General features: G+C 63.0%; 19 protein-coding genes and 1 pseudogene. 14 read left to right on the forward strand and 6 right to left on the reverse strand.

The genetic code is table 11. The features are described 5' to 3' along the window. Positions 1-7 precede the first annotated feature (7 nt). Positions 8-163: a DUF2474 domain-containing protein gene (locus tag UB48_RS08390; protein ID WP_045195893.1), complete on the forward strand. Its 156-nt coding sequence runs from the start codon at positions 8-10 to the stop codon at positions 161-163. A gap of 170 nt (positions 164-333) precedes the next feature. Here UB48_RS08390 and UB48_RS08395 read toward each other — a convergent pair whose 3' ends face one another. Further along, complete coding sequence (locus UB48_RS08395) at positions 334-1,458, reverse strand: methyltransferase (RefSeq protein WP_045195894.1); 1,125 nt, start codon at positions 1,456-1,458, stop codon at positions 334-336. Positions 1,459-1,552: 94 nt separating this feature from the next. Next, positions 1,553-2,257 (reverse strand): autoinducer binding domain-containing protein, encoded by a 705-nt coding sequence (locus tag UB48_RS08400; protein WP_045195895.1) that lies wholly within the window; start codon positions 2,255-2,257, stop codon positions 1,553-1,555. 352 nt (positions 2,258-2,609) lie between these two features. On the opposite strand from UB48_RS08400, the gene UB48_RS08405 reads away from it, so the two are divergent. After that, positions 2,610-3,386 (forward strand): ferredoxin--NADP reductase, encoded by a 777-nt coding sequence (locus tag UB48_RS08405; RefSeq protein WP_045195897.1) that lies wholly within the window; start codon positions 2,610-2,612, stop codon positions 3,384-3,386. Positions 3,387-3,422: 36 nt separating this feature from the next. Here UB48_RS08405 and mscL read toward each other — a convergent pair whose 3' ends face one another. Further along, entirely contained in the window at positions 3,423-3,848 is a 426-nt protein-coding gene (gene mscL, locus UB48_RS08410; protein WP_045195899.1) for a large-conductance mechanosensitive channel protein MscL, read from the reverse strand. A 175-nt stretch (positions 3,849-4,023) separates the two neighbouring features. Here mscL and radA point away from each other — a divergent pair, with 175 nt between their 5' ends. The 9 genes from radA to UB48_RS08455 all read left to right on the forward strand — a co-directional run bounded on the left by radA (position 4,024) and on the right by UB48_RS08455 (position 15,774). Beyond that, a complete protein-coding gene (gene radA / locus UB48_RS08415) occupies positions 4,024-5,391 on the forward strand; it encodes a DNA repair protein RadA (RefSeq protein WP_045195900.1) in 1,368 nt (455 codons plus the stop codon). A 105-nt stretch (positions 5,392-5,496) separates the two neighbouring features. Continuing rightward, positions 5,497-6,000, forward strand: coding sequence for an RNA polymerase sigma factor (locus tag UB48_RS08420; protein ID WP_045195901.1), 504 nt, complete (start codon positions 5,497-5,499; stop codon positions 5,998-6,000). Between the two features lie 68 nt (positions 6,001-6,068). Beyond that, complete coding sequence (locus UB48_RS08425) at positions 6,069-7,067, forward strand: FecR domain-containing protein (RefSeq protein ID WP_045195902.1); 999 nt, start codon at positions 6,069-6,071, stop codon at positions 7,065-7,067. 75 nt (positions 7,068-7,142) lie between these two features. Beyond that, on the forward strand, positions 7,143-7,601 hold the full coding sequence (locus UB48_RS08430) for a hypothetical protein (RefSeq protein ID WP_143013313.1): 459 nt from the start codon (positions 7,143-7,145) through the stop codon (positions 7,599-7,601). A 115-nt stretch (positions 7,602-7,716) separates the two neighbouring features. Then, on the forward strand, positions 7,717-10,470 hold the full coding sequence (locus tag UB48_RS08435) for a TonB-dependent receptor (protein ID WP_306764616.1): 2,754 nt from the start codon (positions 7,717-7,719) through the stop codon (positions 10,468-10,470). Positions 10,471-10,552: 82 nt separating this feature from the next. Beyond that, the gene (locus tag UB48_RS08440; protein ID WP_045195906.1) at positions 10,553-11,170 is read left to right on the forward strand and encodes a heme acquisition protein HasA; all 618 of its coding nucleotides are present in this window, start codon (positions 10,553-10,555) and stop codon (positions 11,168-11,170) included. Between the two features lie 160 nt (positions 11,171-11,330). Continuing rightward, entirely contained in the window at positions 11,331-13,106 is a 1,776-nt protein-coding gene (locus tag UB48_RS08445; protein ID WP_045195908.1) for a type I secretion system permease/ATPase, read from the forward strand. Positions 13,107-13,108: 2 nt separating this feature from the next. Beyond that, a complete protein-coding gene (locus UB48_RS08450; RefSeq protein ID WP_045195910.1) occupies positions 13,109-14,443 on the forward strand; it encodes an HlyD family type I secretion periplasmic adaptor subunit in 1,335 nt (444 codons plus the stop codon). A gap of 5 nt (positions 14,444-14,448) precedes the next feature. Further along, a complete protein-coding gene (locus UB48_RS08455) occupies positions 14,449-15,774 on the forward strand; it encodes a TolC family outer membrane protein (RefSeq protein WP_045196572.1) in 1,326 nt (441 codons plus the stop codon). A 54-nt stretch (positions 15,775-15,828) separates the two neighbouring features. On the opposite strand, the gene UB48_RS08460 is transcribed toward UB48_RS08455, so the two are convergent. Together UB48_RS08460 and UB48_RS08465 are read right to left on the reverse strand one after the other, a co-directional pair. Continuing rightward, the gene (locus UB48_RS08460) at positions 15,829-17,349 is read right to left on the reverse strand and encodes a nucleobase:cation symporter-2 family protein (protein WP_045195912.1); all 1,521 of its coding nucleotides are present in this window, start codon (positions 17,347-17,349) and stop codon (positions 15,829-15,831) included. A 263-nt stretch (positions 17,350-17,612) separates the two neighbouring features. Beyond that, positions 17,613-17,978 (reverse strand): PilZ domain-containing protein, encoded by a 366-nt coding sequence (locus UB48_RS08465; RefSeq protein ID WP_045195914.1) that lies wholly within the window; start codon positions 17,976-17,978, stop codon positions 17,613-17,615. 182 nt (positions 17,979-18,160) lie between these two features. On the opposite strand from UB48_RS08465, the gene UB48_RS08470 reads away from it, so the two are divergent. From UB48_RS08470 to yjiA, 3 genes are all read left to right on the forward strand, one after another. Next, on the forward strand, positions 18,161-20,227 hold the full coding sequence (locus tag UB48_RS08470; protein WP_045195915.1) for a carbon starvation CstA family protein: 2,067 nt from the start codon (positions 18,161-18,163) through the stop codon (positions 20,225-20,227). An 18-nt stretch (positions 20,228-20,245) separates the two neighbouring features. Beyond that, positions 20,246-20,443 (forward strand): YbdD/YjiX family protein, encoded by a 198-nt coding sequence (locus UB48_RS08475; RefSeq protein WP_010226397.1) that lies wholly within the window; start codon positions 20,246-20,248, stop codon positions 20,441-20,443. Between the two features lie 90 nt (positions 20,444-20,533). Further along, positions 20,534-21,490, forward strand: coding sequence for a GTPase (yjiA, locus tag UB48_RS08480; RefSeq protein WP_045195918.1), 957 nt, complete (start codon positions 20,534-20,536; stop codon positions 21,488-21,490). Positions 21,491-21,609: 119 nt separating this feature from the next. Here the strand turns inward: yjiA and glyA are convergent. Continuing rightward, positions 21,610-21,804 (reverse strand): annotated as a pseudogene (gene glyA, locus UB48_RS28170) (serine hydroxymethyltransferase); the annotation flags it as partial.

A 21,804-nucleotide genomic window follows, 5' to 3' on the forward strand; every position in this document is an offset into this window, starting at 1 on the left:
CATGGCAATGACTGGCAAAGGCACGATGGACGAAGAGAAGAAACCGCTCTGGCAGCGCCTGGGCTGGTTGGTAGCGATCTGGGTCGGCAGCGTGGTGAGCCTGGCCCTGGTCGCCTGGCTGATGCGCCTGTTCATGAGTGCGGCCGGATTGAGCACGCACTAGTACGATATTTCCCATCCCGCCTTGCGGCGGATTTACAGCCCTTCGCAGCGTCAGCTGCGGAGGGTTTTTTTTAGGGCCTCATCGCTGGCAAGCCAGCTCCCACATGGCCAGTGGACACCGGTCTATTGTGGGAGCTGGCTTGCCAGCGATGCAGGCGACGCAGTGCTGGTTTACTTACGCGCCTTGAGCACCACGAACTTGGGCGTCGCCGCCACCTGCTCGACCCCACGGAACAAGCGCGCCAGCTTGCTGTGATAACCCAGGTGGCGATTGCCGACGATATACAGCGCACCACCGACCACCAGCGCCTCGCGCGCTTGCTGGAACATCCGCCAGGCGAGGAAGTCACCGACTACCTGCTGTTGATGGAACGGCGGATTGCACAGCACCACATCCAGCGACTGCGCTGGCTGCCCGGCCAGGCCGTCGTCGGCGCGCACCGTGACTTCACGCGGGCCCAACGCCGCCTGCCAGTTTTCCAGTGCCGACTGCACGGCCATGTATGACTCGTCGACCAGGGTGTACTGCGCCTGCGGGTTGGCCAGGGCGCTGGCGATGGCCAGCACGCCATTGCCGCAACCGAGGTCCGCGACACGTGCATCGCCGAGGTCCTTGGGCAGGTGCGGCAGGAACGCCCGGGTGCCGATGTCCAGGCCTTCGCGGCAGAACACGTTGGCGTGGTTGAGCAGCACCAGGGGGGGCGCGTCGAGTTGGTAGCGGGTCGGGTAGGGCGAAACGAACGCCGGCTTGGCCTCGAAGGTGGCAATCAGCAGCCGGGCCTTTTTCTGCGCCAGCGATGCCTGCACCGGGCCGATGTATTTCTCCAGCAAGTCACCGGCGGCGCGCGGCAAGTGTTTGATCATGGCCCCAGCCACCACCTGTGCGCCGGGCGCCAGTTGGCCCTGCAGGCGAATCAGTTGCTCTTCGAGCAGGGCCAGAGTCTTTGGCACGCGTACCAGTACCCGGTCGAACGGGCCTTGCCAGGTGCTACTGGCCGCCACGAACGGCACCGCGTCGAAGGCCAGGCCATTGCGCACCAGGTTCTTTTCCAGGGCCAGATGCGCCAGGTGCGAATCGCCGCTGCTGAGCACCGACACATGCGCTGCCAGGCTGATGGCCAGGGCGCCGAAACTGTCGTTGAGCACCAGTACCCGGGTATCGGCGGCAGGTGCCTGCGCGGCCAGGTGCTCCAGCAGATACTCGTCGGCAGCATCGAAGGCTTGCAGGGGATCGTTGGCTTGTTCGGGCTGGCGAAGCAGGTCGAGTTCGGCGAAGGGGCTGGTCAGCAGGGGCATGGTGTAAGGCTCTGGGGCATTGATGTGCGTGCGCGCGGCGCGCTCTACAGGGCCGTGATTCTACCGTGCTTTGCGAAGGTACGGGGGCGTTGGCTCAGATCAGGCCACGCATCGCCGCAATGGCGATTGCGCCGGCTTTGTTGCTGGCGTTGGTTTTGTTGATGATGCTGCGGATGTGAAAGTTCACCGTGCTCTGTGACAGCGAAAGGATGCAGGCGATGTCGGCGGCGGTCTTGCCGGCGGCCGACCATTTGAGCACTTCGGTTTCCCGCTCCGAAAGGTTGTACGCCGGGGTTGCTTGCCCGGGTTGGCGGTCAATCATCAGCGTGTGCAGCAGGTTGCACAGCCAGATGGTCTGGCCGGCCTTGTCATAGAGTTCGTCTAGATTGATTGCGCCCTGGCTGCGGGCGATGCTGAGGATGCTTTCGTTGTGACGCATGTCGTGGGCCGACTGGCTCCAGCCGTGGCGCAAGCCGAAGGATTTTGCCTCTTCGCGAAATTCCGGTGTCTCTCGGAACACATCATCGCACCACAGCAACGGCATCAGGGAGTGGTGGCAATGGGCGACGGTGGGATCGATGTCCACGTAGTTGCAACGTTGGTAGCGTTCGTTCCAGGCGTCGGGATAGTTGTTGAAGAATCGCATTTGCGGCGCGAAAGTGGCGATCTGCACGCGCATGCCGAAACACAGGTACTCCATGCCCAGTTGCTGGGCCAGGGAAACCGCGAGGTCAAACATCCGTTGTTCGTTGGTTTCGGCTAGCAACTGCTCGAGTTGCTGTTCTTTCCAATGCGGCATGATGGGGATCTCAATGGGGTGGATCCAAGATCTGGCGAGGTGCAACGTAGTGTAGGAAATGTCCCACGGTTTTGTTGGGTTTTTTGGCTATAGAAATGTGAACATTTTGGCAGGGCTGTTCTTTGCCAGTTACGAATGAAAAACTTGATATCTTTTTGATGTTGCAAAGCCACTATCGAGTAGATGAACACCCTGTTTTTTGAGTGCAGGAAGTGACTGTGTGCCACTATCTAAATGTAATAATTTATTTCGAATCCATTCTTCTCAACGACGGCGGATGCCACAACAAACCAACGGTGTTTATCCCTCGGCGTTTGCGCGACACTGGGGCATCTGTTTTTTGGAGCAAGCCATGACTGCCAGTGCTGAAAAGTTCACCCGCCAGACGCTGCTCGACGTCCAGCCGCTGACCCCCAGCCTGTTCAGCCTGCGGACCAGCCGCGACCAGGGCTTTCGTTTTCGTGCCGGGCAGTTCGCCCGTCTTGGAGTGACCAAGGCAGACGGTAGTGTGGTCTGGCGCGCCTATTCGATGGTTTCCTCACCGTTCGACGAGCATCTGGATTTCTTTTCCATCGTAGTGCCGGGCGGCGAATTCACCAGTGAGCTGAGCCGCCTGGGCGCCGGCGACAGCCTGTTGATCGATCGCCAGGCCTTCGGTTACCTGACCCTCGACCGCTTCGTTGATGGCCGCGACCTCTGGCTGCTGGCGACCGGCACCGGTATCGCGCCATTCCTGTCGATCCTCCAGGACTTCGAAGTGTGGGAGCGATTCGAGTCGATCAAACTGGTTTATTCGGTGCGCGAGGCCCGCGAGCTGGCGTACCTGGATTTGATCGCCGGCCTGGAGCAGCGCGACTACCTGGCCGAGTACGCCGGCAAGCTGCAGTTCATCCCGATCGTCACCCGCGAGCAGCATCCGGGAGTGCTGAACCAGCGCATTACCACCCTGATCGAGAACGGCGAGCTTGAACGCGCGGCGGGCCTGGCGCTGACTCCGGAACATTCGCGGGTAATGCTCTGTGGCAACCCGCAGATGATCGACGACACCCGCAAAGTGCTCAAGCAGCGCGACATGAACCTGAGCCTGAGCCGGCGACCCGGCCAGGTGGCCGTCGAGACTTATTGGTAAGCAGCAACGAAAACGGCGCCCGCAGGCGCCGTTTTTTTATACGGGATCTCTGGGTTGCTGATTCTGCGACTTGAGCAGGTCGCGAATTTCGGTGAGCAGCTCTTCTTCTTTGGTCGGCACCGGCGGCAGGGTCGGCGCGGCGGCTTCTTCGCGTTTCAGGCGGTTGATGACCTTGACGCCCATGAAAATCGCGAAGGCGACGATGATGAAGTCGAGGATAGTCTGAATGAATTTGCCGTAGGCCAGCACCACCGCCGGTATGTCGCCTTCAGCGGCCTTGAGGGTGACCGCCAGGTCGCTGAAATCGACGCCGCCGATCAGCAAACCGATCGGAGGCATGATCACGTCACCTACAAAAGATGAAACGATTTTGCCAAAGGCGGCGCCGATAATGATACCGACGGCCATATCGACGACATTCCCTTTGACCGCGAAGGCCTTGAATTCATTGAGCACGCCCATGGTTTATTCCTTGTAACAGATGAGTTGGGTAAACGCAGTGTAATTCAGCTATGCGCTTCATGCTCCGCGCTGCTGCAACAGACTGCGGTTATACCGAATAGTTTTGTCGTTTTCTCTGCCCGCCGGGGCACCCGAGGTCGGCTATGATGGTGCCTTTTTCCAGAGGACCGTCCCCATGGCCAAGGCCAAGCGCATGTACGGCTGCACCGAGTGCGGCGCGACCTTTCCGAAATGGGCCGGGCAATGCGCTGAATGCGGCGCCTGGAACACCCTGGTCGAGACCGTGCTAGAGAGTGGCGCGGCCGCAGCACCGAGCGGGCGCACCGGCTGGGCCGGGCAGCAGGCGCAGATCAAGACCCTGGCCGAAGTCAGTGTCGAGGAAATCCCGCGCTTCACTACCGCCAGTGCCGAACTCGACCGGGTACTCGGCGGCGGCCTGGTCGACGGTTCGGTGGTGCTGATCGGTGGTGATCCGGGCATCGGCAAGTCGACCATTCTCCTGCAAACCCTGTGCAACATCGCCACGCGCATGCCGGCGCTGTACGTCACCGGCGAAGAGTCCCAGCAGCAGGTGGCGATGCGCGCCCGGCGCCTGGGCCTGCCCCAGGACAAGCTGCGGGTGATGACCGAAACCTGTATCGAGACCATCATCGCCACCGCCCGGCTGGAGAAGCCCAAGGTGATGGTCATCGACTCGATCCAGACCATCTTCACCGAGCAGTTGCAGTCGGCGCCTGGCGGTGTTTCCCAGGTGCGCGAAAGCGCAGCCTTGCTGGTGCGTTATGCCAAGCAGAGCGGCACGGCGATCTTCCTGGTCGGTCACGTGACCAAGGAAGGCGCGCTGGCCGGGCCACGGGTGCTCGAGCACATGGTCGATACCGTGCTGTATTTCGAGGGCGAATCCGACGGCCGCTTGCGTTTGCTGCGCGCGGTGAAAAACCGTTTTGGCGCGGTCAACGAGCTGGGCGTGTTCGGCATGACCGACCGTGGCCTGAAGGAAGTCTCCAACCCCTCGGCGATCTTTCTTACGCGTGCCCAGGAAGAAGTACCGGGCAGCGTGGTCATGGCCACCTGGGAAGGTACTCGGCCGATGCTGGTGGAGGTTCAGGCCCTGGTCGACGACAGCCACCTGTCCAACCCGCGGCGGGTCACCCTGGGCCTGGACCAGAACCGCCTGGCCATGCTGCTGGCGGTGCTGCATCGCCATGGCGGCATCCCTACCCATGACCAGGACGTGTTCCTCAACGTGGTCGGCGGGGTCAAGGTGCTGGAGACGGCCTCCGACCTGGCGCTGATGGCGGCGATCATGTCCAGCCTGCGCAACCGTCCGCTGGACAACGGCCTGCTGGTGTTTGGCGAGGTTGGCTTGTCTGGCGAAGTGCGCCCGGTGCCGAGCGGCCAGGAGCGTTTGAAGGAAGCGGCCAAGCATGGCTTCAAGCGCGCCATTGTGCCCAAGGGCAACGCCCCGAAGGAAGCGCCGCCTGGGCTGCAGGTGATTGCCGTGACCCGCCTTGAACAGGCGCTGGACGCGCTGTTCGAGTGATCTTCGCATCCCGGCACGTGCAAGGCGTGCCGGGGTGAAGTTGCAACTGATTCTCACTAACGAGTAGCATACCGCCTTCTTTCCGGCCATCCACAGGGAGTTCGCGTGGCGGAGTCCGACTTGAAGCGGCTGTTCCTCAAGCACGCGAAAACCTTGCAGGGGTTGCTGACGCGCAAGGTGCGTGACCCGCAGCTGGCTGCCGACCTGGTGCAGGAAAGTTTCCTGCGCCTGGCCGAGCAACAGGGCCGCGAACGAATCGACAACACCCCGGCCTACCTGTATCGCACCGCGCACAACCTGATGATCGATCATGTGCGCCAGCAGCAACGGCGCAAGACCGACTCGGTGCCCCACGAAGCACTGGAAACCATCGTCGAAGACAGCCCGGGCCTGGACGAAAACGCCGCCACCGAGCAGCACATGCGCCGCCTGCGCCGGGCCCTGGCCGACTTGCCGCCACGCACCCAGGAAGTGTTTCGTCTGAACCGCCTTGAGGGCATGACCCACGCAGAGGTGGCGCGGGCGCTGGATATTTCCGACAGCTCGGTACAGAAGCATCTGGCCAAGGCCCTGGCCTATGTGATGCAGTGTCTGCAGGAACCAGGATGACGAACGGTTTACTGGGAAATGCGCCTTCAGACGTCAGCACTCACATAACCAGAATTCGAGAGAACCGTGTGACCAGCCAGAACTCGCCAGAGCAAGCCATTCGCGAGCAGGCCGCCGAGTGGGCGGTGCTGCGCTGCGCCGGCCCGTTGAACCCCGAGCAGACGCAGGCGCTGGCGCGCTGGCTGGCCTGTGATCCGCGCCATGCCCAGGCGCTGGATTTTGCCCAGGCGACCTGGGCTGATCTCGGCCGTCTTGGGCGCATGCACCCGTCCGCGCCAATGGCAGCCCCGGCGCTGGCTCGGCCACTGGCCGGGCGTCGGCGCCGTTCACGCCTGCGCTGGGCGCTGAGTACGGCGGCGCTGCTGGTGCTGGCGGTAGTGGGCGTGGAGCAGGCGCCGAACTTGGCGCTGGCATTGCGCGCCGACTACGCCACGGCCAAGGGTGAGGTGCGCCAGGTGACGCTGCCCGATGGCAGCCAGGTCGACCTCGACAGCCAGAGTGGCATCGAGCTGGCCTATAACGACAGTGAGCGCCGCGTGCGCCTGTTGGCCGGTGAAGCAGTGTTCACCGTTGCAGCGGTTTCTGGCGCTGAACAACGGCCCTTTGTGGTCGAGCGGGCAGGGGGCAGCAGTCGCGCCCTGGGCACGCGTTTCGTGGTGGGCCCCGAGCCTGACGGCGGCACCTGGGTCGGCATGCTCGAACACAGTGTCGCCGTGACCTTGCAGGCCACCCCGCAAGCGGGCAGTTCCGAGCAGGTGCTCAAGGAAGGCCAAAGCCTGCGCTACGACGCCGCCCATGGCATTCGCCCATGGCCTGAGCAGGACGTGCGTCGCGCCAGCGCCTGGCAGCGCGGCGTGCTGGTGTTCGAGCGCGAACCGCTGGCCGAGGTGGCCGCACAGCTCAATCGCTATCGCAGCGGTCATGTGCTGATCAGCGACCAGGCCCTGGCCCGGCGTGAGGTCAGCGGCATGTTTCGCCTGGATAACCTCGATGCCGCGCTGGCCATGCTGACTGAAGAGCTCAAGGCCAGCCGCCTCGACCTGCCCGGGCTGACGCTGATCTATTGATCGCTGCGCCGGCGATTGTCGGTCGCGCTGTTTTCCACGAAACTGGCGTTTTGACAACGATCTCAAGGCAGGGATATGGCCAGTGGTTTTCTCGCGTGTGTTGCTTCATCCATCTGTGGCGCCTTGCTGCTCGGAGTGTCCAGCACTCACGTGCTGGCGGCCGACGACCTGGTGCAATTCGATCCCGCTACGTGCGAGTTCGGCGCAAAGCTTGAGCCGTACTACGACAAGGCCATCGCCAAACGTCAGGCGTTGCCTGCCCAGGCGCAGGAAGAGGAGGTGAGCTACCCGGTCGATCTGCCCTTCCACGGCATCAAGGTCACAGCGGTGTTCATCGGCTATGAATGGCACGGGATCTACTTTGATGCGCCGCCCGAGCAGGTGCGTTCGCTGTTTCGCCAACTGGGCTACCGCGTGGCCGAAGACGGTGACATGTCGGCCAGTGGTGATGAGGTCGCGGTCACCGCATCGATCATCGAAACCAGCGACAAGGCCCGCCAACAAGGGCTGTCGGCGCTCACCTGCGGCGTCTGAAACAAGCACCCTGAAATTCTTTTGAATTTTCGTTACTGACTTTTCCCGCGTTGCACGTCTGTTTGTTGAGATTGATTTTCATTACTAGAAAACGCCAACACAGCGAGCAACAGACGTGAGCAATCAACAACAACGACGCACCCGGCCGTTCGGTCGGGTAGCCCTTGCCAGCAGCCTGATGCTGGCGGCCTGGACCTTGCCGATGGGGATCGGTAGCGTGCAGGCCGCCGAGCCCGCTCACCCGAGCCAAACTACTGCCCTGATCCGCTTTGACATTCCCGCCCAGGCGCTGGACAGCGCCGTGCTGGCCTTCGCCGAACAGGCTGGGGTCCAGGTGTTTTTCGACAGCCGCAAACTGGCTGGCCTGCGCAGTGAGGGTTTGCGCGGCGAGCACTCGGCTCAGCAAGGGCTAGGCCTGTTGTTGCGCGGTTCGCCCGTGCGCTATCGCTTCAGCGGCACTGACCGGGTCGGCCTGGAGCGGGTCAGTGATGATGGCCAGACCCTCGAGCTGGGTACCACCCATGTCGACTCCAACAGCGATGCCGACTGGGTCTACCAGACGCCGCGTTCGGTCAGCGTCATCACCCGCGAGCAGATCGACAAGCGCCCACCGCGCCACGCCGCTGACATGCTCGAAGAAACCGCCGGCGTCTACACCGCGGTCAACCAGCGCGATCCGGGGCTGTCGGTGAACATCCGCGGCGTGCAGGACTATGGCCGGGTCAACATGAACATCGACGGCATGCGCCAGAACTTCAACGTCAACGGCCATCAGCAGCGCAACGGGGTGATGTTCATCGACCCGGAGTTCATCAGCTCCATCGAGATCGAAAAAGGTACCCAGGCGGGCATGGGCGGTGCTGGTGTTATTGGCGGTATTGCCAGCTTCAACACGGTCCAGGCCCGTGATTTTCTCGGCCCCGACAAGGAGTACGGTGGCCGCCTGCGCGCCGGCAACGGCATCGGTGAGCTGGGCAATGGCACAAACTTCAATGGCAGCGCATTGTTTGCCTTCGGCAATGAGCTAGGCGATGTACTGCTGGGCGTCAGTGAGCGGCACTTCGGTGATTACCGCGCCGGCACCAACAACGCTGACAACCTCGGCACCCAGATCCGCGGCAAGACCAGCTACCCCGAAGCCTGGAAGGACTGGCTGCACTCCGAGGTCGGCGAGACCGGTAGCGTCACGCGCTCGCAACTGCTCAAGCTGGGCCTGAACCTGCCCAACGACCAGCGCCTGCAGCTCAACTACATGGAAACCGACACGGACAGCAAAGACGCCTGGACCTATTACGACAATCAGACTCGGCAGTTCTATTACAAGCGCACCGGCAGCAGTGATTTCAACGCCCGCAACGCCTCGCTCGACTACAGCTACAGCCCGGACAACGACCTGGTCGATCTGAAAGCCAAGCTGTATTTCGTTTCGACCCGCCAGGATCGCTGGAACGCCGGTAATGACGCCTCGGCCAGCAGCAACAACCGCGTCGAGGCGTATGACGATCGTTTTCAGACCGATACCTGGGGCCTGCAACTGGAAAATACTTCGCGCTTCTATTTGGGGGACGCCGACAAGCTCACCTTTAACTACGGCACCGAATTCTTCCAGGATCGCTTCAAACCGAAAACCGATCGGGTCCCGGCACTCAACGAACAGGCTTTGCCTTACGTTCAGGGGGCCACGCCTGAAGGCAAGCGCATCATGGCCAGCCTGTTCGGCGATGTGCAGTACGAGCATGGCGACTGGCTGACGGTCGATGCCGGATTGCGCTACGACCGTTACCGCCTCACCGGCGAAACCGGCATCACCACCTGGATGTACCCAAGGGGTGTCACGGGTGAAAACCTTCAACGCGTGCAGACTCACCTGATCTTTGACGAAGAACAGGAGCAGGGCCGTTTCTCGCCCACCTTCGGCATTGCGCTGAAGCCCGGTGTCGACTGGATGCAGGTCTACACCCGCTGGGGACGTGGCTGGCGTCCGCCGTCAGTGACTGAAGTATTCATGAGCGGTCGTCCCCATGGTGGCGGTAGCGAGATGCTCTATCCCAACCCCTTCCTCAAGCCCGAGGAGTCGCACAACTGGGAACTGGGGGTGAACCTGTTCAAGGAGTCGCTGCTGCAGGAAGGTGATCGCTTTGGCGCCAAGGTCGCCTATTTCGACACCCGCATCGACAATTTCTCGTTCATGGATGTCAACGCCGATGTGCCCGGCGCCTCTGCACTGGGGACTTCACTCGGGCGCTCGGCCTATCAGAACAACCTGGAGCAGACGCGTTTTCGCGGGGTCGAATACAGCCTCGACTACGACGCCGGGCGTTACTACAGCCAGCTCAGTTATACCCACATGATTGGCAGCAACGATTTCTGCTCCAAGCAGTTGTACATGGGGGGAGGGCAGCGCCTGGTCAGCGCCGGGACGGTGCTGCGCCCGGTGCGGGTCGGCAGCCGCGTGATCATGTTGCCAGTGCGCGTTTCGCGGGCCGAGGACGCTGCCGACCTCGATCAGACAGTCAGCTGCGGTCACATCATGGGCAACGCCAGCTACATGCCGGCAGATCGCGGCTCGCTGACGGTCGGCATGCGCTTTCTTGACCGCACCCTCGATGTCGGCGCCCGCCTGCGTTACAGCAAGGGCAATGGTGAGAACCTCAACGACCACGGCTACCGCCTGATCGACCAGGCGCAGTGGCCCAAATACAAGGTCTACGACCTGTACGCCAGCTACTGGATGACGCCGAGCCTGAACCTCGCGCTGTCGCTGGAGAACGCCACCGACGAAGCCTACTTCGTGGCCATGGGCGACACCGACAACCTGTCGCTGGCCCGCGGCCGGACCTTGAGCGGGATGCTCGAATACAAATTCTGATCCACACCGGGTTTGCCCATGTCGGGCGACACGAAGGCAGGGAATACGCCTTCGCAATCATGCAATGCAACGAGGAACCGTTATGACTCTTTCCGTTACTTACGATGCCGCCTTCTCCAGCTCGTCGATCGATGACTACCTGGCGTTCTGGACTTCGGGCTTCGTCACTGCAGGTCATGGACAAAGCAATACCGGCGGCTTCAGCAACGGCAGCCTGAGCGGCGACCAGTACGCTACCCATGGTAGCCAGGGCTCCGACTACGCATTCATCGCCGACAGCAACACTGCCAATGGTCTGCACTATGTGTTCGACCGCGGCCTGCCAGCCGGTGACAACCTCAACCACTACCTGTGGGGCGAACTGGACAACGTTTCCCTGGGCCAGGTGCTGGGCGGCGGTAGCGGTAGCGACTTCACCCTGAGCAACTACGTGGTCAGCTTCAACGGCCTGGACCTGGACGCCGCGCTGGGCGCCGGTCGTGCCGGCAACGAAGTACAGAGCGTGATCTACGGCCTGATGCAGGGCAACACCTCGGCCCTGGAAGGCGTGCTGGACAACCTGCTGGCCGGCTACGGCGTGTCTACCGACGACAGCTTCGACGTGGTCAGTGCTGCGTTGGCTGCCGGCCCGCTGAGCGTGGCCTCGGCCGATGTCGTGGGTGTCCAGGCCCTGGCTGAAGACTTCGCCCTGGCCGCCTGACCCCAGGTAAAAAAAAGCGAATGGAAGATCACTCCTCCATTCGCTGCTTGCTTACCCCGCCGCCTGCGTCTTTGCCGGGCCCAGGTGGCGGTGGTGCGAATTCTGCGAGCCTGCGCCGGCGAGGTCAATCGCCCGCAGGCTTGCCCTGTCGAGGACGTTCATGAAAGCCACCCGCTCCCGCCCTGCCAACGAAGTGTTGCAGGCGCTCAAGGCCTGCCGCGCCGGCTTTGCCAACATCGGCCTGTTCACTGCGGTGATCAACTTGCTGATGCTGGCGCCGGCGCTGTACATGCTGCAGGTCTACGACCGGGTGCTGTCCTCGGGCAACGAGATGACCCTGCTGATGCTCAGCCTGATGGTGCTGGGCTTGTTCGCCTTCATGGGCCTGCTGGAATGGGTACGCAGCCTGGTGGTGATCCGCCTTGGCACGCAAATGGACATGCGCTTGAACCCGCGGGTGTTCGAGGCCGCTTACCAAGCCAGTCTGGCCGGCCACAAGGGTACAGCGAACCAGGTGCTGAGCGACCTGACCACCTTGCGCCAGTTCGCCACCGGCCAGGCGCTGTTCGCCTTTTTCGATGCGCCGTGGTTCCCGGTGTACCTGTTGGTGATGTTTCTGTTCAGCCCATGGCTGGGCTTGATGGCGCTGGTGGGCGCGGTGCTGTTGACGATTCTCGCCTGGGTCAACGAGCGCCTGACTCAGGCACCGTTCGCCGAAGCCGGGCAGTTGGCGCAGCAGGCCGGGCAACAGGCTGGCGCCAACCTGCGCAATGCCGAAGTGATGGAAGCCATGGGCATGCTGGCGGCGGTGCGCCAGCGCTGGGCCAGCTTGCACCATGGTTTTCTCCTGCGCCAGAACCTGGGCAGCGAGCGCACGGCGGCAGTGACTGCGGTGTCCAAGAGCCTGCGCCTGACCCTGCAATCGCTGGTGCTGGGCCTGGGCGCGTGGCTGGCGATCGAGCAACTGATTACCCCGGGGATGATGATCGCCGGCTCCATCCTTATGGCCCGGGTGCTGGCGCCAATCGACCAATTGATTGCCGTGTGGCGCCAGTGGGGTTCGGCCCGCCAGGCCTATGAGCGCTTGCACAGCTTGCTCAGCGAGCAACCGCCGCGTGCGCTCGGCATGCCGTTGCCGGCACCCAGCGGGCGCTTGCTGGTGGAGCAACTCAGCGCCCTGCAGCCGGGCACGCGCAAGCCGTGCCTGGCCAACCTCGGCTTCGAACTGGCGGCCGGCGACAGCCTGGGCATCATTGGTGCGTCGGGCTCGGGCAAGTCGACCCTGGCGCGCTTGCTGGTTGGCGCGGCGCCTCCGGCTGCCGGCAAGGTGCGTCTGGATGGCGCCGAGCTACAGCAATGGGACAAGGGCCTGCTCGGCGCGCACATCGGTTACCTGCCCCAGGACGTGCAGTTGTTCGCCGGCAGCATTGCCGAGAACATCGCCCGCTTGGGTGAAGTCGATTCACACCAGGTGGTGGCTGCTGCGCAACTGGCCGGTGTCCACGAGCTGATCCTGAAACTGCCCAATGGCTATGACACCCAGCTTGGTGAAGGCGGGGCGGGGCTCTCCGGTGGCCAGCGCCAGCGCATCGGCCTGGCCCGGGCGCTATACGGCCTACCCGCACTGATCGTGCTCGATGAACCCAACTCCAACCTCGATGACTTCGGCGAACGCGCCTTGCTCGAGGCGATCCGCCAGGTCAAGGCGCAACAGCGCACGCTGATCCTGATTACCCACAAATCCAGCCTGCTGGCCGCAGTAGACAAGCTGCTGGTGCTGCAGAACAGCCAGATGCAGGCCTTCGGCCCGACCGCGCGGGTGCTGCAGGATTTGCAGCGCAGCCACAAACCAGCCGGCATTCCCACGCCTGCTCCGACTCCGGCGCTGCGCAGCGCGGCCAGCGTCAGCATGAGCTATGGCACCCCGAGATCCTGATCATGACCGCCCCTCAGTCGCTTCACGCTCAAGCCATTCCCGACAACCTGCTGAGCCTCGATGCCCGCCGTCACAGCCGCCTGGGCCGCTGGCTGGTGATCGGCGGCTTTGGCGGTTTCATCCTCTGGGCAGCGCTGGCGCCGCTGGACAAAGGCGTGCCGGTGGCGGGCAACGTGGTGGTCGCCGGCAGCCGCCAGGCGGTGCAGCATCCCACCGGCGGCACTATCGAACGCCTGCTGGTGCACGATGGCGACAGCGTCAGCGCCGGCCAGGTGCTGGTGCAGATGGACGCCACCCAGGCCCAGGCCCAGCATGATTCGTTGCGGGTGCAATACGTCAACTCCCGGGCCAGCGAGGCGCGCCTGCAAGCTGAGCGTGACGGCTTGGAAAGCATCACTTTCCCGGCCGAATTGCAGGCACTGGCCAGCGAGCCCTGGGTCGCCACCGCCCTGGAACTGCAGCGCCATTTGCGCAGCAGCCGCCGCCAGTCGCTGGACATGGAGCTGGCCGGCCTGCGCGAAAACATCGCCGGCGCCGAGGCCATGCTCGCTGGCGTGCAGGGCTCGATGAGCCACAAGCAGGAACAGCGCGCCGCGCTTGCCGAGCAATTGCAGGGCCTGCGCGAACTGGCCCGTGACGGCTATATCCCGCGCAACCGCCTGCTCGACAGCGAACGCCTGTACGCGCAGATCAACGGCGCGATTTCCGAAGACCTGGGCAATATCGGCCGCAGCCGCCGCCAGGTCCTGGAGCTGAAACTGCGCATGGCCCAACGTCAGCAGGAATACCAGCGCGAAGTCGGCCAGCAGCTGAGCGACATGCAGTCCAGTGCTGAAGACCTCGGCAACCGCCTGCGCAGCGCCGCCTTCGAACTGGCCAACACCCAGCTGCGCGCACCGGCCAGCGGCACGGTGGTGGGCCTGAGCGTGTTCACCAATGGCGGGGTGATTGCCCGTGGTCAGCAACTGATGGAGATCGTCCCGAGGGACGCGCCCTTGCTGATCGATGCCCGCGCCCCGGTGGAGCTGGTCGATCGCCTGCATCCGGGCCTGCCGGTAGAAATCATGTTCGTCGCCTTCAACCAGAGCAAGACTCCGCGGGTGGAAGGCGAGCTGACCCTGGTCTCGGCCGATCGCCTGGTCGATGAGCAAACCCAGCAACCTTACTACCAGGTGCGCGCCAAGGTCAGCGATGCCGGCTTGCAGCAACTGGCCGGCCAGGACATTCGCCCCGGCATGCCGGTGCAAGCCTTCGTGCGTACCGGCGAGCGCTCGATGCTCAATTATCTGTTCAAGCCCTTGACCGACCGGGTGCATGTCGCCCTGGCGGAGGAATGATGTCGATGCGTGCGATGTGCTGCCTGTTGTTGCTGGGTGCCAGCCTTTCGGCCGCCGCCGTCGACCTGGGCGATGCCTATGCCCTGGCGGTGCGTAACGATCCGGTCTTCCATGCCGCCATCGCCGAACGCGATGCCGGCCTTGAGAGCCGCGCCATTGGCCGTGCGGCGCTGCTGCCGAACCTGTCCTACCGCTACAACAATGCCCGCAACGACTCCGAAGTGACCCAGACCAACGCCCGCGGCAACGTCACCAGCCAGCGTGACTACCGCAGCTATTCCTCGACCCTGACCTTGCAACAGCCGCTGTTCGACTATGGCGCCTGGGCCGAGTACCGCCAGGGCGTGGCCAAGGCGCTGTTGGCCGACGAGCGCTTTCGCAGCCGCAGCCAGGAACTGGCGGTGCGGGTGTTCGCCGCCTACAGCGAAGCACTGTTCGCCAACGAACAGATCGCCCTGGCCCAGGCCCAGCGGCGCGCTTATGCCGAGCAACTGCAATTGAACCGGCGCCTGCTCAAGGGCGGCGAGGGCACCCGCACCGACCTGCTGGAAACCCAGGCCCGTTACGAGCTGGCCCAGGCCCAGGAAATCGAAGCCAGCGACAACCTCGATGCGGCCTTGCGGAGCCTGCAGGCGATCATCGGCGAACCGCTGGAAGTCGCCGACCTGGCGCCCTTGAGTGGCGAATTTCGCGTTCAACCTTTGCAGCCCCTGGGTTTTGAAAGCTGGCGCGACCTGGCGGTTGCCCACAACGCCGAGCTGGCCTCCCAACGACACGCCCTGGTTGCCGCCGACTACGCCGTCGAGCGCCAGCGCGCCGGTCACCTGCCAACGTTGAGCGCCTACGCCAGCAGCGGCAAATCCAGCTCAAGCTCGGAAAGCAGCTACGACCAGCGCTATGACACCGACAGCATCGGCATCCAGATCAGCCTGCCGCTGTTCGCCGGCGGCGGGGTGTCGGCCGCGACCCGCCAGGCAGCTGCCGAGCGTGACAGTGCGCGTTTCAGCCTCGACGGGCAGATCGCCGATACCGTCAACCAGCTGCGCAAGCAATTCAATCTCTGCGCCAGCAGCACGGCGAAGATCCGTGCCTATGAACTGGCAGTCAAATCCGCCCGCGGCTTGATTAGCGCTACGCGCAGAAGCGTGGCCGGCGGTGAGCGGGTCAACCTCGACGTGCTCGATGCCGAGCAGCAGCTCTACAGCGCCCGCCGCGACCTGGCCCAGGCGCGCTACGACTACCTGCGCGCCTGGCTGCAGTTACGTTATCTGGCCGGGGTGCTGGAGCCGCAGGATTTGCAGCAATTGAATGGCTACTTTGCTTCGCGCTGAAACAAAAAGGCCGGTGCATGTGCACCGGCCCCGAAGATTCAACCGCTAACTCATTCAGTGTTCCGAAACCGTCTCTCGTCGCGCCGGCGGTTCTCCATGCTCGCCCTCGCTCATCACCGGCACTTCTATGCCCTCGGCGTTGAACAGCTTGCCATCTTCGAAGTAGTCACCATCGCGCAGGGCAGAGATGTCCGAGTAGTGGATGGTGCGTTCGTAAGCGGCAGCGAACACCGACTGCTGGTCGGAGTTGCCGGTGGTGAAGTGGTTGAACACCAGGTTGAGGACGATAGCCATGATCGCTGCCGAGCTGATGCCGGAGTGGAAGATGGTCTCGAACCAGTTGGGGAACTGCGCGTAGAAGTTCGGCGCAGCGATCGGGATCATGCCAAAGCCCAGGGAGGCGGCGACGATGATCAGGTTGACGTTGTTCTTGTAGCTGACCTTGGACAGGGTGCGGATACCGCTGGCGGCAACGGTTCCGAACAGCACGATGCCGGCGCCACCGAGTACCGAGGTCGGCACCGCGGCAATCACCCGGCCCATGATCGGCAGCAGGCCGAGCACTACCAGGATCACCCCGCCGGTGGCCACCACGTAGCGGCTCTTGACCCCGGTCACGGCCACCAGGCCGACGTTCTGGGCGAAGGCGCTCTGGGTGAAGGAGCCGAAGATCGGCGCCAGGATGCTCGAGGCCATGTCGGCGCGCAGGCCGTTGCCCAGGCGTTTGGAGTCGACCTTGGTGTCGATGATTTCACCGACTGCGAGGATGTCCGCCGAGGTTTCCACCAGGGTCACCATGATCACGATGCACATCGACAGGATGGCGGCGATGTGGAAGGTCGGCATGCCGAAGTGGAACGGCGTCGGCATCGCCACCAGCGGGCCGTCGAGGACCTTGCTGAAATCAGCCATGCCCAGCGACCAGGCGATCAGGGTGCCGATGACCATGGCCAGGAGGATCGACAGCCGCGAGATAGTCGCGCTGCCCAGCTTGCTCAGCACCAGGACGATGACGAAGGTCAGCCCGGCCAGGCCGATGTTGGCCATGCTGCCGAAATCCGGGGCCTTGCTGTTGCCGCCCATGACCCAGCGCGCGGCCACTGGCATCAGGGTCAGGCCGATGGTGGTGATGACGATGCCGGTCACCAGCGGTGGGAAGAACTTGGTGATCCGCGAGAACACCGGGGTAATCAGAAAGCCGATCAGCGACGCCGCCATGACCGCGCCCAGTACCCCGGGCAAGCCACCGCCACCTTCACTGCTGAGAATTGCGCCCATGGTTGCTACACCGGCGAACGACACGCCCTGCACCAGCGGCAGCTGGCAACCGAACCACGGCAGGCCGAGGGTTTGCAGCAGGGTGGCGAGGCCACCGGCAAACAGCGAGGCGGCGATCAGCAGGCCGATGTCGGCAGGGCCCAGGCCGGCCGCCTGGCCGAGGATCAACGGCACGGCGACGATACCGCCGTACATGGTCAGAACATGCTGCAGGCCATAAGCCAGGTTGGCGCCAAGGCCCAGGTTCTCGTCTTCGGGACGCTGGGCTGAAGACGTGCTAGGGGAGGACGTATTCATGGGGCAAGTTCTCAGTTTTATTGTTGTGGCGCTACTGTAGACAAGTCCTACGCGTTAATGCCAGAACAATTGTATACAATTTTTAGATTTGCGTAGGAACAGTCCTACCCATGGTTTGGCTTCAGGGCTGGATGCAGATTCTGTTCCAAGAGCCACAGGCCAGCGCCACAGGGCCTCGTGCGGGCACCGTGGGGCTGGCTATAAAGCTGTCCAAACGGACAAGAAAGGTATTTGGGGGAAGGTAGGTAGGAAGCTAAGAGTTTCTAAACTTCGATCAGTTGGTGGAACTCGCGCTCCAGTTCGGTGCGATCGGCCAGATTTAGCTCGATCAGGCGGCACAGATGCTCCAGCGAAGGCAGGTCGATGTGCAGGCAGATAAAGCCGAGCTGCTGTTCATCGATATGGCGCAGTTGCACCTGCATCTCGACCTGCGCGCCTTCACCCAGGTGAATCACCGCATCGAACAGCTCTTCGAGGTCGGCGTCCCAGGGTTCGGGGTATTCGATCAATATGCCCTTGAGGGAGATGTCCAGCAGGCTGACCTGCCAACGGTGTTCGCCTTGCACCAGTTCGGTGGGGGCGTCGAAGGCAATGCGTTTGAAACGTCGACGTTCTTGGTGGTCGCTCATGTTCAGGCACTCCGGGGTTCTTCCTGACTATAGCTCAGCACTTGCCAAGGCCCGCGCAAGGGCGCATAACGAGATTTGTTCAACCACGCTGGAGGGCTCTAGACCAACGTGGGGGCTGGCCTTTCCTGCCAGTATCGCTAGACTCGAAAGGCTGTCTTTTATCCACTAGCTGGAAGCAAACCATGAACAACAATAATAGCCTGCTACGCCACATTCCGTGGCTGGCGCTGGCAGTCATAGGAGCCTGTGCGCTGGGTGTGGTCGCCCTGCGTCGTGGCGAGGCCATCAACGCCTTGTGGATCGTCGTCGCCTCGGTGGCCATCTACCTGGTCGCCTACCGCTACTACAGCCTGTTCATCGCCACCAAGGTGATGCAGCTGGACCCGCGTCGGGCCACCCCGGCGGTGGTCAACAACGACGGTCTGGACTACGTGCCGACCAACAAACACATTCTTTTCGGTCACCACTTCGCCGCGATTGCCGGCGCCGGCCCGTTGGTCGGTCCTGTGCTGGCGGCGCAGATGGGCTACCTGCCCGGTACCCTCTGGCTGATTGCCGGGGTGGTGCTGGCCGGTGCGGTACAGGACTTCATGATCCTGTTCCTCTCCACCCGCCGCAACGGCCGCTCGCTGGGTGACATGGTCCGTGAAGAAATGGGCCGTATCCCGGGAACCATCGCCCTGTTCGGCTGCTTCCTGATCATGATCATCATCCTCGCGGTGCTGGCGCTGATCGTGGTCAAGGCCCTGGCCGAGAGCCCGTGGGGCATGTTCACGGTGATGGCGACCATCCCGATCGCGATGTTCATGGGCATCTACATGCGCTACATCCGCCCGGGCCATATCGGCGAGATCTCGCTGATCGGCGTGGTGCTGCTGTTGCTGTCGATCTGGCTGGGGGGCCAGGTTGCCGCCGACCCGGTCTGGGGCCCGGCGTTCACCTTCACCGGCGTGCAGATCACCTGGATGCTGGTGGGCTACGGTTTCGTTGCCGCAGTACTGCCGGTATGGCTGGTGCTGGCGCCGCGTGACTACCTGTCGACCTTCCTCAAGATCGGCACCATCGTTGGCCTGGCCATCGGCATCCTGATCATCGCCCCGGAGCTTAAAATGCCGGCGCTGACCCAGTTCACCGACGGTACCGGCCCGGTGTGGAAGGGCACACTGTTCCCGTTCCTGTTCATTACCATCGCCTGTGGCGCGGTATCGGGCTTCCATGCGCTGATCTCCTCGGGGACCACGCCCAAGCTGCTGGATAACGAAGTCAACGCCCGCTACATCGGCTACGGCGGCATGCTCATGGAGTCGTTCGTGGCGATCATGGCCATGGTTGCCGCTTCGGTGATCGAGCCAGGCGTGTACTTCGCCATGAACAGCCCGGCCGCGGTGGTCGGCTCTGATGTCGTCTCGGTAGCGCAAACCGTCAGCAGTTGGGGCTTTGCCATCACCCCTGATGCCCTCGAAGCGGTCGCCAAGGACATCGGCGAGCACACCATCCTGGCCCGTGCCGGCGGTGCGCCGACCCTGGCAGTGGGTATCGCGCAGATCCTTCACCAGGTGCTGCCGGGTGAAAACACCATGGCCTTCTGGTACCACTTCGCGATCCTGTTCGAGGCGCTGTTCATCCTCACAGCGGTGGACGCCGGTACCCGTGCCGGGCGCTTCATGCTCCAGGACCTGCTGGGCAGCTTCGTGCCTGCGCTCAAACGCACCGAATCGTGGGGCGCCAACCTGCTCGCCACCGCCGGTTGCGTGGCGCTCTGGGGTTACCTGCTGTACCAGGGCGTGATCGATCCGCTAGGTGGTATCAACACCTTGTGGCCGCTGTTCGGCATCTCCAACCAGATGCTCGCCGGTATCGCCCTGATGCTCGGCACGGTGGTGCTGATCAAAATGAAGCGCCAGCGCTACATCTGGGTCACCCTGCTGCCTGCGGTATGGCTGCTGATCTGCACCACCACCGCCGGCTTCATCAAGCTGTTCGACCCGAACCCGGCGGTTGGCTTCCTGGCCCTGGCCAACAAGTACAGCGCCGCGCTCGACGCCGGCCAGGTGCTGGCCCCGGCCAAGGACATCGGGCAGATGCAGCACGTGATCTTCAACGCCTACACCAACGCGGCCCTGACCGGCCTGTTCCTGTTCGTGGTCTTCAGCATTCTGTTCTTCGCCCTCAAGGTCGGCATCGCTGCCCTGGGCAAAAAAGAGCGGACTGACAAAGAGTCCCCGTTCCAGGCCCTGCCGGATGCGTAACCCAAGAGGAATGCAGTGATGTTCAACGATCTCGGTCGACTGGGTAAGTACCTGGGGCAGGCAGCCCGCCTGATGGTCGGCATGCCCGACTACGACAACTACGTCGAGCATATGCAGACCAAGCACCCGGACAAGCCGGTAATGACCTACGAGGAGTTCTTCCGCGAACGCCAGGAGGCACGTTACGGCGGCAAGGGTGGGCCAAAGTGCTGTTGAAAAGCGGCATGCAAGGCCAGTGACAAAGCTGTGGGAGCCCGGTTCGCGCCGGGCTCCCACAGTCATTTTCAGCGTTCAGGAGTATTCGGTTTGTTACCTCCAATTCCCGTTACCGTGCTCAGCGGCTTTCTCGGCGCCGGCAAGACCACCTTGCTGCGCCACCTGCTCAAGGCCGAGCACGGCCTGAAGATTGCCGTGATCGAAAACGAATTCAGCGATGCCGGCATCGATACCCAACTGCTCGGCGACGAGCCGGTGCAGGTCATGACCCTGGCCAACGGCTGCGTGTGCTGCAGTATCCACACCGACCTGACCAAGGCGCTGTTCCTGCTGCTCGAGCGCCTGGACAGCGGCGAGATCGCCTTCGACCGGCTGGTGATCGAATGCACGGGCCTGGCCGACCCGGCGCCGGTGGCGCAAACCTTCTTCATCGATGAAGAGCTGCGCGAGCGCTACATCCTCGACGGCATCATCACCCTGGTGGATGCCGCGCACGCCGATCAGCACCTGACCCAGGCCATTGCCCAGGCCCAGGTCGGTTTTGCCGACCGCCTGCTGGTGAGCAAGACCGATCTGGTCGACGCCGCCAGCTTCCAGGCCCTGAGCGAGCGCCTGGGGCGGATCAACCGCCGTGCGCCGATCCGGGTGGTGGAACACGGCAAGATCGATCTGGCCGAGTTGCTCGATGTGCGGGGTTTCAACCTCAATGCCAGTCTGAACGTGCGACCGGTAGTAGCGGCGCCGAGTGTCGACCGGATCTCCAGCATGGTGTTGCGCACCGACAAACCGCTGGACATCGATCGCCTCAGCGACTTCATGAACCAGTTGCTGGAAGAGCACGGCAAGCAGTTGCTGCGCTACAAGGGCGTGCTGAACATTGCTGGCGAAGATCGGCGCCTGGTGTTCCAGGGCGTGCTCAAGCTCTATGGCTTTGACTGGGACAGTGAGTGGGCAGAGGGCGAGGCGCGCGAAAGTGTGATGGTGTTTATTGCCGATGATTTGCCGGAGGCGAAGATTCGCGAAGGGTTTGAGGCTTTGACTCTGTAGGAGCGGGCTTGCCCCGCGATGCGATGGTGCGATCACTATTGCATCGCGGGGCAAGCCCGCTCCTACAGGTACAAAAAAGCCCGGCTCTAGAGCCGGGCTTTTTCACCTCACAACTGAGCTTAGTTGCCGTATACCGGCAGCTTGGCGCAGATGGCCTTGACCTTCTCGCGAACGGCGTCGATCACCGCTTCGTTGTTCAGGTCGGCGAGGATGTCGCAGATCCAGCCTGCCAGTTCTTTACACTCGGCCTCTTTGAAGCCACGAGTGGTCACAGCCGGGGTGCCGAAGCGCAGGCCGGAGGGGACGAACGGCGA

It is taken from the genome of Pseudomonas sp. 2(2015) (assembly GCF_000955865.1).
Taxonomy (GTDB): Bacteria; Pseudomonadota; Gammaproteobacteria; order Pseudomonadales; family Pseudomonadaceae; genus Aquipseudomonas.

Bases quoted from the DNA above. Each gene is read 5' to 3' on its own strand.
- UB48_RS08390 (WP_045195893.1), top strand. From the start codon at position 8: ATGACTGGCAAAGGCACGATGGACGAAGAGAAGAAACCGCTCTGGCAG.
- UB48_RS08475 (WP_010226397.1), top strand. From the start codon at position 20,246: ATGTTCAACGATCTCGGTCGACTGGGTAAGTACCTGGGGCAGGCAGCC.
- UB48_RS08445 (WP_045195908.1), top strand. From the start codon at position 11,331: ATGAAAGCCACCCGCTCCCGCCCTGCCAACGAAGTGTTGCAGGCGCTC.
- UB48_RS08405 (WP_045195897.1), top strand. From the start codon at position 2,610: ATGACTGCCAGTGCTGAAAAGTTCACCCGCCAGACGCTGCTCGACGTC.
- UB48_RS08430 (WP_143013313.1), top strand. From the start codon at position 7,143: ATGGCCAGTGGTTTTCTCGCGTGTGTTGCTTCATCCATCTGTGGCGCC.
- radA (WP_045195900.1), top strand. From the start codon at position 4,024: ATGGCCAAGGCCAAGCGCATGTACGGCTGCACCGAGTGCGGCGCGACC.
- UB48_RS08455 (WP_045196572.1), top strand. From the start codon at position 14,449: ATGCGTGCGATGTGCTGCCTGTTGTTGCTGGGTGCCAGCCTTTCGGCC.
- UB48_RS08460 (WP_045195912.1), bottom strand. From the start codon at position 17,349: ATGAATACGTCCTCCCCTAGCACGTCTTCAGCCCAGCGTCCCGAAGAC.
- UB48_RS08470 (WP_045195915.1), top strand. From the start codon at position 18,161: ATGAACAACAATAATAGCCTGCTACGCCACATTCCGTGGCTGGCGCTG.
- UB48_RS08395 (WP_045195894.1), bottom strand. From the start codon at position 1,458: ATGCCCCTGCTGACCAGCCCCTTCGCCGAACTCGACCTGCTTCGCCAG.
- UB48_RS08400 (WP_045195895.1), bottom strand. From the start codon at position 2,257: ATGCCGCATTGGAAAGAACAGCAACTCGAGCAGTTGCTAGCCGAAACC.
- UB48_RS08440 (WP_045195906.1), top strand. From the start codon at position 10,553: ATGACTCTTTCCGTTACTTACGATGCCGCCTTCTCCAGCTCGTCGATC.
- UB48_RS08450 (WP_045195910.1), top strand. From the start codon at position 13,109: ATGACCGCCCCTCAGTCGCTTCACGCTCAAGCCATTCCCGACAACCTG.
- mscL (WP_045195899.1), bottom strand. From the start codon at position 3,848: ATGGGCGTGCTCAATGAATTCAAGGCCTTCGCGGTCAAAGGGAATGTC.
- UB48_RS08465 (WP_045195914.1), bottom strand. From the start codon at position 17,978: ATGAGCGACCACCAAGAACGTCGACGTTTCAAACGCATTGCCTTCGAC.